The sequence below is a fragment of the Parabacteroides sp. AM08-6 genome, assembly GCF_003473295.1.
GTDB lineage: Bacteria > Bacteroidota > Bacteroidia > Bacteroidales > Tannerellaceae > Parabacteroides.
Window position 1 is genome coordinate 1,204 of record NZ_QRMP01000002.1, and the last position, 13,157, is coordinate 14,360.

Annotated in this window: 8 protein-coding genes; all 8 read left to right on the top strand. The window is 38.8% G+C overall.

What is annotated here, in order from left to right; genetic code table 11:
* Window positions 1-928 precede the first annotated feature (928 nt).
* The 8 genes from DW103_RS01785 (at window position 929) to DW103_RS01820 (ending at window position 13,144) form a co-directional block, all read left to right on the top strand.
* The gene (locus DW103_RS01785; protein ID WP_370453450.1) at window positions 929-2,932 is read left to right on the top strand and encodes a response regulator; all 2,004 of its coding nucleotides are present in this window, start codon (window positions 929-931) and stop codon (window positions 2,930-2,932) included.
* A gap of 408 nt (window positions 2,933-3,340) precedes the next feature.
* On the top strand, window positions 3,341-4,606 hold the full coding sequence (locus tag DW103_RS01790) for a hypothetical protein (RefSeq protein ID WP_122273970.1): 1,266 nt from the start codon (window positions 3,341-3,343) through the stop codon (window positions 4,604-4,606).
* Window positions 4,607-4,944: 338 nt separating this feature from the next.
* Window positions 4,945-6,252 carry a fimbrial protein gene (locus tag DW103_RS01795; RefSeq protein ID WP_122273971.1) on the top strand — a complete coding sequence of 436 codons (1,308 nt, stop codon included), beginning with the start codon at window positions 4,945-4,947 and terminating at the stop codon, window positions 6,250-6,252.
* A gap of 34 nt (window positions 6,253-6,286) precedes the next feature.
* The gene (locus DW103_RS01800) at window positions 6,287-7,210 is read left to right on the top strand and encodes a FimB/Mfa2 family fimbrial subunit (RefSeq protein WP_122274262.1); all 924 of its coding nucleotides are present in this window, start codon (window positions 6,287-6,289) and stop codon (window positions 7,208-7,210) included.
* A gap of 18 nt (window positions 7,211-7,228) precedes the next feature.
* Window positions 7,229-9,289 carry a DUF4906 domain-containing protein gene (locus DW103_RS01805; RefSeq protein ID WP_122273972.1) on the top strand — a complete coding sequence of 687 codons (2,061 nt, stop codon included), beginning with the start codon at window positions 7,229-7,231 and terminating at the stop codon, window positions 9,287-9,289.
* Between the two features lie 21 nt (window positions 9,290-9,310).
* On the top strand, window positions 9,311-10,462 hold the full coding sequence (locus DW103_RS01810; protein WP_122273973.1) for a fimbrial protein: 1,152 nt from the start codon (window positions 9,311-9,313) through the stop codon (window positions 10,460-10,462).
* Window positions 10,463-10,510: 48 nt separating this feature from the next.
* Window positions 10,511-11,818, top strand: coding sequence for a fimbrial protein (locus DW103_RS01815; RefSeq protein WP_122273974.1), 1,308 nt, complete (start codon window positions 10,511-10,513; stop codon window positions 11,816-11,818).
* 225 nt (window positions 11,819-12,043) lie between these two features.
* On the top strand, window positions 12,044-13,144 hold the full coding sequence (locus tag DW103_RS01820; protein WP_122273975.1) for a hypothetical protein: 1,101 nt from the start codon (window positions 12,044-12,046) through the stop codon (window positions 13,142-13,144).
* The last annotated feature ends 13 nt before the right edge of the window (window positions 13,145-13,157 follow it).

Here is a 13,157-nt window from a genome sequence, read left to right on the forward strand (position 1 = left end):
TGTCTCTCTTTGACATTGCAAATATACGGCGGGTATTTCGACCGTGCAATAGTTTTGTGCATAATAAATGTTAAACGCATCAAAATAGTTGGAAAAAGTATCATGATTGTGGGTGAAAATATCACAAATGAGGGTTAAAAGTATCGTGTAAGTGGTAGTTAGTAGTTAGTAGTTGGTAGTTAGTAGGGTGGGGAAGGTGGAAAATATAGGAGGTGTTTATATTGTTATGATATGTATTTCTATCATTTGGGTGATTTCTTTCTTTTCAGGAAAGGGGAAAGGGTAGCTTTCGAAACGCATATATGGCATGTATGACACACGATGCACATGACATGCACAAATAAGTAGCTTTTTGAGGTGTCTATGTATATGTTGAGGTGTTCTATATATAATGTATAGGGATTGGGACTGACAGGGGGGCTTTATGCTATGGTTGCCGATTGACAAAATGTTCGTCTTTTGAACCGGTTCGCTATTGTATTGATACGTTAAAAAGGGTTACATGTGCGGGTAATTATTTTTACCTGCTATACTAATCCCATTTAGTCGCTATGATAGTGACATTTTGATAATCGGGAAAAATTATAGCTGCGGCATTTTTTCTTATAAAATACTCCTTCTTGCTTTTTAACTGTCAAGTATCCTTCGCTTTATTCGATATATCCCTTTAAAATCATGGAATAAAGCCCAAAAGCAATGATTGGTAAAACTTTTTTTTCAAAATTAACGAAGATAAAGATGTCATAAACGGAAAAAAATTCTCATATTTGCAATAGATATAAACGAATGAAAAACAATGAAGAACCATAGAGCGTATGATAGATGGAGCTTCTGTTGTCTCTCTGATATTTTAGGGGGAAGGATTAAACTATCAAAATACAAGATAAATATGAATCTGAGATGTCTGTTTAGAAAATGGACTTTATTAATGGCCTACATTTTATTCTGTAACCATTTTGCTTTTGCTGCAGACGAAAGTAGTCCGTTGTTTGGGAGTGAGACATTGATTGTCCTGCTCATCGTTTTAATACTTTTTATTCCGTTGCTTTTGTATATGCGGAAGCTACATTCGAATTTGAACAGTCACTCCGACAGTATTATTAAAGAAAATGTAACACTTGAGAAACAAAACAAGGAATTCGAGGAACAAAATAAAGCATTGGAAGCCCGTGAGCGGGAACTTCTTGCTCAAAAGCAGGCACTTGAACAGGAAGTTCGGAATTTGGAACAGAAAAATACCGAACTCAATGAAGCCTATGGCGGGTTAAACCAAAAAGCGGCAGAATTGGAAACGGAAGTTTCTACATTGAATAATAATAAGAAAGAACTCGAGCAGTTGCTGGTCGTAAAGATAAAAGAGAATGACAATATTCAGCGAGAAGCTGCCGAAAAGTTGGCGATTGCCGAAGAACGCCTGAAAAATGCAGACGATATCCAAGATAATTTCTTTATCGAAACCATCCATGAAATGCGTACCCCGCTTTCACTCGTATTGGGGTCGCTGGCACTGGTCGTACAAAATGACGACCCGGAGAAGGATATGTCGACCCAATTACTTTCCGCTTATCGTAACACACTGGCCATGCAAGACTTGGCTGACCAGTTAATCGGAACACGCCGTTCCAACGATGTTGCGAATTATTTGCGTGTCGCCCGTTATGATATAGTCGAAATCTCGCGTCAGATTTGCGATATCTTTGTCGACTGGGTGGCTATGAATAATGTCGATTTCCGTATCAACACGCAAGCACCGGCGCTCTGGGTCTGGATGGACCGCCGTAAGATGGAGTTTGCTCTGCGTATGTTGTTGTCGAACGCTTTCAAAAACACTTTTGCTTACGGCAAAGTGACACTCGACATATCCGTTGTTCGTGAGGATGGTAAAGCCTACTGTTCCTTGTCTGTTTCCGATGAAGGATTGGATGAAGACGAAAGCGCCCGTCGCGGCTTGAAGCAGATTATCGATATGACCGATGACATCGGTGGTAAATATGTAAGTGATTCCAATAAGAATGGAACCACTTACACGATTATGATACCGCTCGGAAAGCAGCATTTGTTGGAACGCCGCGTCGAATTTGTCGAGCCGGAATCAGACTTGGTTAAGTTGAATGACCGCCAGAAGGAAGAAATTGCCGAGTTCATCCAGGTAATTCCTCAAAACAAGGAGACGGGCAAAAAATTGTTGGTGATTGACGATAGCGACCAAATACGCTGGTTCCTGAAACATGTGTTTACGAAGGAATACCAGATACTGGAAGCTCGAAACGGACAGGAGGGGATAGATGTTGCCCGCAAAGAGTCGCCCGACCTGATTTTGTGTGATGTGATGATGCCGGTGAAAGACGGTTACGCTACTTGTAGGGAGATAAAAAGCGATCCGGAGATGGGACAAATACCCGTTGTGATGCTGACGGCCAAGGTAGAGAGTGAAGATGTGATAACCGGTATCGAGGCCGGTGCGGACGATTATATCACCAAACCATTTGATGTCGAAATCCTGCATAGCAAAATAAACAGTTTGATGAAGAAGCAGGAAGAGATGAAGCGTTATTTTATAAAAGAAAATAGTTCTTCCAATGCTGATTCTTCAGTAAACGGGACTGCTCCGGTTAACCCGTTTATGGATGCCGTTATAAAGAATATTGAAAAACATTTGGATGATTCGACCTTCGAAGCGAAAGTGTTGGCCGACCATCTGAATATGAGTCTGCCCACATTGTATCGTAAAATCAAGCAATATTCAGACTTGAGTATTCTGGAACTGACCCGTAATATCCGTTTGAAGAAAGCATCCGAACTGCTTGCCAGCCAGCAATATTCCGTGCAGGAAGTAGCCGAGATGGTCGGTTTCAACGATACGGCCACGTTCCGTAAGCGTTTTACGGAACAATATGGTGTAACACCATCGCAATATGGAGTACCGAATTAATCAAGAATTGGGGATAGGGAGGTGATAATGAGTGACATCCATTATTCCTCCCGATTGCTAATTTGTCACAATATACAATTTGTCACAGTTCTCATCTTTTCATTTTTCTGATTTCTATAGAAAAAGCGTCATATTTTTTTCAAAGAATCTCAAAAATAGGTGCAAATAAATCAAAATGAGTACTTAGAGTTTTACCGATTACAATTGAGACATATACCAATAACCTATCGTGAATCCCCGATATATCTTTGCAATGTCGAAAGATGATAAGCGAATTAAGTAATTATGGTATAGAAATATTTCAATACAGTTGACATCCTGAAAATTACTGAATAAGCTATAGGGTAATGATGATAATACAATGAACTAAATAACGAAAATTATATTAACATTTTAAATTAGAAGATTATGAAACTAAGAAATTTAATGTATGCAACTATGATTGCATGTGCGTTCGCTTCTTGTTCTAAGGACGAAGATGGTATTGACAATGGTGGCGGTCAGGGTAATGTTGATGGTTCAACAAAATTGATTGCCGAGGTGAATTCTCCGGCTGTAACAAAGGCTTTGTCAACAGATCCGAATGAACAAATTAACACATTGAGTCTTTTGGTTTTCAAAGATGGAAAATTGGAAGCTATAGGTGCAAAAGTTGCTGATAAAAACATTTCAGAGGTGACATTAACTGACGCAGGGCAAAGAGATGTTATTCTTCTTGCTAATTATAATGTTCCTGAGTCTTGGAAAAATCAAGCATTGGATGATGTCTTGAAAAATGTGAAGGCGTTAGAAGCTACTACTGCAGAAGGTGATGGTGCTTTAACTATGAATAGCAAGCTTTATACAAATGTGAATATTGCTGTTAATAAAGTAAACTGCTTAGGTTGGACTCCTGGAGGAGATAGTGTTGTTGTTACTGGAATTAGTGATGCTACGTCGAAAGTTAAACTGTATCGTAATGTTGCAAAAGTTGTTCTTACGGAAGTTGCTGTAGATAAGAAAACGGGTTTAGCGAATGAGGTGTATCCGAATCCTTCTTTGAATATTAAAGAGATTTTTATTATGCAGGGAAAGCAAAAAACTTATTTATTTGGAGCTGAAGGTGCTGAATACGGAGCAACAATGACTAATGAGCTTGCTGATGCAGGTTATTTAACAGGTAATACTTCTGCCTCTTTAGATGGTGATAAGTATACTGTAGCTGCTGGGGCAGAAAGCTATGATGCTTATCTGAAATCTATTACTGATGGATTTTTAGTTAGTAAAACTTCTACAAGTGAGGTAAAATACACGACTGCGACTCCTTTCTATGTGTATGAAAATACAGATGCGACAAATTATACTTTGTTAGTGGTAAAAGGTGATTTCTCTTATGATACAAAAGATTTGAATGAAGATGGAATGCCTAAAAGACATACAGACAGCGATCGTTTTTATCCCGTAGCAATCGGTGTAGACGGAGCTGTTTGGAGTGCAACCCAAACTCAAGAATTATTAGGTTTGAGAGAAATAACAACACCTAAGGGGGTTTATCGTAACTTGCAATATAATGTTAAGATTAAAGCTGTAGGACCTGGTTATCAACGTCCAACTGGTGGTGGGGATGCTACGGTTCTGGATGCTATGGTTGAAGTTGTAGCGTATGGACAAGTTAGTCAGGAAGTTGAAATTTAATCATCCCTCTATATTAAAAAAAGACCAATCGATTATCGGTTGGTCTTTTTTTTATTACACCACGTACACGGTCTTGACTTTACGGTAGGAAAAGCAATAAAAGTGTCTTCATAATTTAAATAAGAAATGTTTAAACATAAAAACCTTAGAAACCGGTCTTTATCATTAAAAACATCTATCTTTGCGGTATCTGTTGCATAAACCTATGCGAATCTATCAATTCACACCTATGATAGATTTGTCTATTAATAAAGAGAGAAGCACCTATTCTTCGAAGCTACTGATTTAGATACTTTTGTAACATGAAATAAAATAAAAAACGAAAAATAATCATATTTATGAAATTAAGAAATTATTTTTTACTGAGTATAGTGGTAGGGGCAGCCGTAGCTTGTTCTACTGAAGACCTTCCTGATGTTCCGGCAGTTAGGGTACCGGATGCCATGCTTTCGTTAGCCATAGATGTGGATGGAAAGCTTTCTACTAAAGCAGATGACGTTAATACGGGTCTTGTTACTTTAGACGAACGTATACAATCATTGCATGTATTTGTGTTTGATACGGATGGCAAGTGTATTGCCGGAAAGGATTCTACATTGGCAGGTGATGATTTGAACGAAGTGAGTGAAGCTACCGGAAATAAGAAGTATAAAACGGCCAATCAGGTATTGGATATCCCTGTCGTTTCCGGAAATGCTCAAGTTTTGGTTGTTGCGAATGGAGGAGTGAATGCAGAAGGGTACAATGGAACTCTGGCAACTCTTTGCAGTGAAACTAAAGCAACAACTTTGGATACTGAAGAACCGGGTTCTTACACCATGAGCAGTCGTATAATGAATGTCTCTATTGCTGTAGGCAAAACAAACTGCATGGGATATACGGATACTGAAGTTTCAGATAAAACGAATGGGGTATCCATATTCCAGGAACAAGATGTTAATAAGGCTGTGAAATTATACCGCAGTATTGCTAATGTGAGATTAGGTAATTTGAAAGTAAGTAAAACTACAAAAAATAATATAGGAAAACCTGTTAAATTTGTTCTTGACGCTGTTTTTGTGGCAAATGTGAAAAGCCAGTCATTATTAGCTGCAAACTCTACAGCCTCTAATTGGGGAGGAGCTTTGGAAATGACCTTGTCTAAGTCTGCTGATTGGTGGTATGGTGCTGTTGAAGATCAGACAGGTGAATACAAAAAAATCGAGGGGGGAACTAAAAAGAGTGACCTTCTTTTGAAAGTCCCTGAAGATAATGTAACAATTAATGCTGACAATCAACCTCAACTTATGGACAATATTTTTCAAGTTTACGAAAATACGGGAGCTGAAGGTTATCAGACTTTATTAATTGTCCGCGGTGATTATACTTATATCCCAACTGGAGGGACGGAGGAAATTACAGTGTATGACCGTTATTATACAATCCCTGTCAATCAGGATTTTGATGGGAACATAATAGGTGATGAAAATTATACAGGTGTTGGAGTTCATAAAGGTATCAAACGCAATGTCCAGTATAATATCAACCTGACAATCTCCGGTGACGGTTCTTCAAAAGCTTACGACAAAGATGCGATGGCATGTATAAACGTGAGTATCGATGTTGAGAAATGGGGAGTTGTTAACATGAATGAGACATTGGAATAATATAGGGTAAATAACAGAGAAAAAACGAATGAGTATGAAATCGATATTATTTACAAAAAAGGCATTATCCTTGGTCCTGTTAGCTGTGACCATGTTAACTGCCGGCTGTATCAAGGACGATTTGGACGAATGTTCTAAGTTGACATTGAAAGTGGTGAACTACCAGAATGACGATATTACACCGCTGGGAGATGTGAAAGACGTATCGCTGTATGTGTTCGACGAAAACAAGACTTTGTTGGAAACAGTGCAGTTGGATAAAGATTTTATCGTGAACCGGAAAGAAATTCTATTGAATTATCCGGAGGGCACAAAATTGACATTGGTAGCTTACGGTAACTTGTCCGGTGGCAATCAGGAAGTGAAAACAGGTACGAAAGCAGAAGATTTGCTCGTCTCGGTGAAAAAGACCGATGACGGACAGGCTTTTTCACCCGATTCCATCTTCTATGGAAATAAAGAAGTGGTTACCTTTGGTGTAGGCGGATACGTGGGTGGCAATCAGGAAATTGTCATTCATCCGCGAACAGGAACCGTTACCATGCGGACCGTAAACTTGCCGAAAGCTCCGCTGAGCGGCCTAAAAGCAGGCGAAGATGTTACCTATCAATTCCAGGTAGACCGTCTAAAAGAAAGTTTGGATTATAGCGGTACGCAAGCTGGTAGTACGGTACATTACAATCCGGACGGAGAACTCGATAATTCCCGGGAATGGATAACTCCTGACCGGACCAATATGTACGACAATGAAAACCTGCAAGGTTCTATCTATTACAACGGCCAGTTGCTGCAAAGCGTGGAAGATGGAGTATACGAAGATGGTACAAGAGGCCCTATCACTGTTCAAGCGCAACGAAACACCCTTATCCAACTGGAATGGGGCGATGACGGTGCTTTCTTGGGTGCAAAAATAAAAGTGACCCCGTGGGGCGTAGTGGACGATAATATTGATTGGTAAATCAAGAAAGGGTGCATTATGAAAGTAAAGAATAATATATACAAGCTATTCCTGTTTGGCTGGATTACTGCTTTGGCAGTCTCTTGTACGGACGATTATATCGACCGTAAAGGGGAAGGTGCAGTCAAAGAAGGATTGCCTGTTATACTAACGCTGAATCTCAGCACGCCGGATGCTCCGGTGGTGGAGACGAAAGCGATAGATGATGGAAAAACATTTGGTGAAATTAATTCAGTTTCGATATTGTCTTATAATGATAAAGGTGAAGATTTAGTTGTGTCTTGTCCAGACTATGCAGCAGGTTCTCCTATGAAATTTGAGACCCGTACAGGTGTACGTAGAACTTATGTTCTGGTTAATTCCGCTTATTCTAAAAGCGAATTGGAGAGCAATTTTCAAAAGGAGAGTGATTTTCTTGCAAATTATGGAGATATAAGTGTTTCAGACCCTTTGTTGCCTACGGGGGATGAAGCTATGATTGGATATTTGGTTGAAGGAAATGACTTTGCTAAAAGTAGTAATTACTATCAGACTAATTATTCTGAAAATACACCTGCTGACAGACAACCGGTTAAAGCACCTGGGCTAACAGTAACAGATAATTCAACCGTATCTTATTGTGCAAGTGTTTATCCTCCTTATTCTCATGTTACATTTAAGATTAATAATCAATGTATAAATAAAGAATTGGAGAATGATTATAAAATAACTGTGGTGATTGATACGATTTTGGTACGCAATGTTCCAACGAAGTATTCACTTTTTCCAAAGGCTTGGTCTAATGACGAGGTTGTTGCAGATGCTAAATTGGTAAGGAGTATGAATGAATTGTCTTTAGATGGAACGGAGTTTTATTTGTATGAGAATGCTCAAGGGGTAAATAGCTCGGTATTTGAAGGACAGCAAGATTTAAAAAGGCCAATAGGTACAGCTGCACCAACGGGTGGTAATGGTTATACATTGAATGAATGGGAAAAATTATGGCAAGGTAATTCTTGTACTTATATTGAAGTGTCCGGCAAATATGCATTAGGAAAGAAAGATGCTGCCGCTACTATTAATGATAAGAAGACTGTGGGAACTATTAAGTATCGCTTTTTCTTAGGGGAAAACAATTATTCAAGTTTGGATGTAAAGAGAAATACAAAGTATATAGTATCTTTGAATCTTTCAAATAAAGCCGGAAGTGATGAAATTGTTGCAGAATGGCGTGTTGGAGCGGATTTGCATGAGATTGGTTTTTCTTATCGGACAGTTGTTATGGATGGTGAGCAAAAGAAATATTATCCATTTAGTGTTATTAATAATTCCGGCGCAGAGGTTAAAATAGATGTACCTACTGTTGGTGAAAGTCCATTTATGATAGTTCCATGGGATGGAAGTGAATGGAGTGAAAATTATGAGTCTGGAAGTTTGTCGGGGGTGTCAAATGTTGGTTACAAAGATTTTGGAATTTTTACTTCGGAATTGGCTGTTGCTGGTGCTGCTTTGAGTGGGCAAGGTCAGAGTCGTTTTAAATATCATCAAGAAGGTGAGAATGATGTGCCACTTACATCTGTATCTGTGAATCTTCTTCCTACTGAGTATAGTAATAGCCATTTTGATCATATAAGGGAAGGAAGTGTTTATCGTGAACAGGTAAATCGTGCAGTTGGTTACATAGGCTCTGGTAGAGACAAAAAAGAAATAGAATATGATCGTTTGGTAATACGTCAATTTCCATTATTGTTGGTACCTATAAGTGGGGTAGATGCAAAGAAAGGTCCATATGTTGAGCGTATTGAGGAGAAAGAAATCGTGAATTATTCAGAGTTGGATAATTTCTGTCTTAAGGCAAATGGGAATAGTAGTGGTACTTATACTTGGCGTTTGCCAACATCTGCTGAATTTAAAATAATGATAGATGATAAGTATAAAGATTTAATGTTTCCATTACATAGTGGATATTATTGGATTATGGATGGAACTACTTATAAGTTGATAAATACTCAAGGAGATGAAATATCAAGTAGTCTATCCAATATGCAAGGACATGTCAGATGTATAATGAAAATGGATAACAATGGTAAGCTTGAATGAAACTAAAATAAGAAACAGCATATGAAACTAAAAAACATATTTCTATCAGCCTTGGCAGTTCTTGTGTGTACTGCCTGTTCCAAGGATGAGAATTCATCTTCATCTTGGAGAGATAAAGCGGACGCGTCTTTGAGCGTTATGGTGAAAGCTGCAGGGACAGCGAAAACGAAAGGTTTTCATCCGAACGATGAAAATGAGTTAGCAGGCGAAGCCAAAGTAAACAGTCTGGCGGTGCTTGTCTTCGATGATGAGAGTGCCGACGTGGTTGGTTACGGATGGCAGAACACGACCGGTTCGGAAGGTGAAGCTACTATTCCCAGCGTCCAAACGAAGGCAGTGAAAGCTCGTATCGTAATCGTTTCGAATGTGGAGGAAAATACGTTTGCGAATGTGACGAATTATTCCGATTTCGAGGCACGTTTGGCGCGTTTGGCTGACCAGACACAAGATAATTTGGTGATGAGTAGTCCGGTGATTGTTTCAAACAACACATTGGTTGCGGGAGATAATTATCTCGGCTATGAAAATGCGATAACAAATATCAACGGTATTGATTCGCCTGTAGAAATAACCCGTTTGGCAGCCCGTATCGATATGGTAAGCCTGAAAACTACTTTTACAAGAACAGCTTTGGTAAACCGTACGGTACGTATCGATGAAGTCTCGATAGTCAATGAAAACACGGCCTCCCGTTTCTTCAGCGAAAATTATTGGGGAGCAGTGATGGTGAAGGGTTATTTGGCTGACAGCCCGGTAGAAGCTTTCAACCGTAATCTGTCGAACGGCTCTCCCATAGAAGATACTCCTTATGTACATTATGTAATGGAAAACGATGCTTCGGAAAATGCTACACAGATTGTCGTGAAAGCGACTTTGCTGGAAACAGATACTCATTATGCGGAAGTGAAAACCTTTACTGCCGATATCAATAAAAACGGGATACTGAACGGTTTCGACCATAATTATATCAAGCGAAACTACGTCTATCGCCTGAATATCACATTTGGCGATACCAGTTTCGACGGAACCCTTGAGAAACCGACTGACCCGGATCCCGATCCTGATCCTGATCCCGAGGATCCTCCAACGCCTCCGACTCCGACAACCGGTGATTTGGATGTACAAGTTGAAGTGGTAAGCTGGGGACCTGTCTCTCAAGATGTGGAAATTTAATTTGTAAGTCAAAATAATAGAAAAAGAAATAATAAAAATATTACAATTATGAAATTAAGGAATTTATTTTTAGCGTCGCTGGCTATCTGCACAATGGCCTCCTGCTCGAAAGACGAAGACGGTCCATCTATTCCTCAGGAAGTGGACGCATATCTGTCGATAGCTGCTGTACCGGGTGATTTGGTTGCAAAAGCTTCTGAAAAAGGCGAGGAAGAACTCGGTGAAACAAAAGAACAAGTTGTAAACACATTAACAGCTTTTGTTTTTAAGGCAGGTGAAACGGATGCACCTATAACTGATGAAAGCTTACAGACATTCGTTATCAGTAAGACCGTTGCAATAGGAACTAGTGAAGTTGGCGATAGTAAAGATGCTATCGTAGGCAAGGTTGGAGATGAAAGAACAATTACTGCAATCAAAGGAATTCATGTTAAAGTAGCAGCTCCGGAAGGTGCTACTACAACATCAAAGACTCAATTTAAAGTGGTATTGGTTGCCAATTGCAAAGATTTGTCCGCAACAAGTGTAAAAGATTTGAAGACAAAACTAACTCCTGATATTCTTTCGTTTGGGGGAGTAGGTACTTCTTATTTACCCATGTCGAGCGAACCCTTGACAATTAACTCTCTTACACCTTATACAACAGAGAAGCATATTCAGAATTGGTTTAATGGTGATAGTCAAACGCCTGTTACCATAGAAAATGGTACGGATAATACTGGAGCAACAACTGTAGGAACTGCTGCGACATTGATACGTGCAATCTCTCGTGTCCAGATAGAAAGTCTGAATACGAATTTTCAGGGACAATATAAGGGTGCTACCTTTACAGTAGATGCAATTTATTTGGTAAATGTACGTGCAACGGAGACAATCATGCGACAAGAAAATGCAGATGCTATTTATTACAGAGGTGGATTGCAAGATTATACTGTTTTAGATAAGTTGATTGATGAAAACAGTGTATCGAAGACAGAACCTTGTAGTTTGTGGAAAAAATATACAGAGAATAATATTTTATCTTCTAGCCCAAATGCCACTTTTAATACCTTTAAATCGTATATCAATGTAAATAGTCCAAATGGTTTGACCGGTTCTCAGACACGTTTGATTATTGCTGGAGATTTGAAACTTCAGAATGGTACAGCTATGGGACGTAAATATTTCCATATACCATTGAAAGATGTTGGAGACGCGGGAAATGTTGTTAATAATAAGATTTATAAGATAACAGCAACCATTACAGGTGAAGGTAATCCGGAACCAGATCAGATTTTGGATAATGCTTGTATCAACTTCACTATTACTGTTGCAAACTGGCAAGTTGTAGATCAGACGGAAGAAGATATAAATTAAAAATAAATTGTATCTAAATATCAGGGACTGGAGTAGTTATCATTACTGCTCCAGTTTTTTATATATTGTATTCGAACAAGGCAATCCTATCGCATCTACGGGTATGCCTATCAATCTGAGATCCTGTTACATTTACCGCTTAAACTTGAAATTACCACCTATCCTTGCTTATTATTTACTGCTTTACTTTTGTGACTGTAAGTTCAAACGAAAAACTTTTTAGTCATGAAGATCAAAAATATACTTTTTGCAATTTGCTTTATGTTTGCGGCTGTCTCCTGTTCGATGGATGATGAGAACGTAATGGATGATATGGGTAAAGAAATAACAAATGCTTCCGAACAATATTCCTTGATTAATTTTGGTATCGATTTAAATAACCCGCAGACAAAATCGGGAACTGCTGTGGGGAATGATACTCAAGGCCTTTCAGATGATGAAAAGAAAATTAATTCATGCCGTATCGTTATTTTGGAAAATAATAAAATCCTGGATATATTGACCGGGACTACCACACAAGCGGGTGACGTTTATAAAGTGGGTAATATTAAGTTTTTGACAAAATATTGGGAAGGACGTAAACTGACAGCAATGGCAATCATTAATGCGGAAGGTGTTGATTTAAGTGGTTGTGTGGATAGAGATGATTTGGACAAACCTGTTCAGGATTTATTGGAAGCTGATAAATTAGTGAAAATAGGCGAAAAAGTAATTACTTTTGGCCCTCAGGGTAATGTTTCCCAACATTACCCATCTGCTATAGAGGCTGCAAATGATGCTAATGTACAAACAATAAACATACCGGTTCATCATCTGGCTGCCCGCTTGGAATTTGCTAATTTTAAATATACTGTGGATGAAAATTCTCTTATAAAGAATCCATCAGTGAAACTATTGAGTGCCAGATTTGTGAATGTCAACAAGAAAAGTTTGCTTCTCTCGGAAGAAGCCCGCGATAAATCGGGCATTGACGGAAAAGTTACTTCTACAAGTTGTATGACTTCTCTGGAGAATGGAGTGGCTATTCAACCGGGTTTGCGTTCTTATTCTTATGCAAATACAAATTCTGATAAAGCTGTTGCTTTGGAAGTAGTTTTTTCTGTCGACGGCAGAAATTATACGAAACAGTATGTTGTTAACCGTCCGACAGGAAGTTATGCAGATGGAGATTTTACAAATAGTGTAGGAAAGGGAAACGAGTATGTAAGAGCCGGTTATATTTATCGGCTGACTGTAAATATTACCGTGTCTAAAGATTGGGTAAAAAGTTCAATCAATTGTTATACAAACGATTGGATTCACAACGAATGGAATGTCGAATTTTAATTAAGGGTAAGTT

Excerpts from the sequence above, each read along its gene's own strand:
- DW103_RS01815 (WP_122273974.1), top strand. The coding sequence starts at position 10,511 with ATGAAATTAAGGAATTTATTTTTAGCGTCGCTGGCTATCTGCACAATG.
- DW103_RS01805 (WP_122273972.1), top strand. The coding sequence starts at position 7,229 with ATGAAAGTAAAGAATAATATATACAAGCTATTCCTGTTTGGCTGGATT.
- DW103_RS01785 (WP_370453450.1), top strand. The coding sequence starts at position 929 with ATGGCCTACATTTTATTCTGTAACCATTTTGCTTTTGCTGCAGACGAA.
- DW103_RS01790 (WP_122273970.1), top strand. The coding sequence starts at position 3,341 with ATGAAACTAAGAAATTTAATGTATGCAACTATGATTGCATGTGCGTTC.
- DW103_RS01820 (WP_122273975.1), top strand. The coding sequence starts at position 12,044 with ATGAAGATCAAAAATATACTTTTTGCAATTTGCTTTATGTTTGCGGCT.
- DW103_RS01800 (WP_122274262.1), top strand. The coding sequence starts at position 6,287 with ATGAAATCGATATTATTTACAAAAAAGGCATTATCCTTGGTCCTGTTA.
- DW103_RS01810 (WP_122273973.1), top strand. The coding sequence starts at position 9,311 with ATGAAACTAAAAAACATATTTCTATCAGCCTTGGCAGTTCTTGTGTGT.
- DW103_RS01795 (WP_122273971.1), top strand. The coding sequence starts at position 4,945 with ATGAAATTAAGAAATTATTTTTTACTGAGTATAGTGGTAGGGGCAGCC.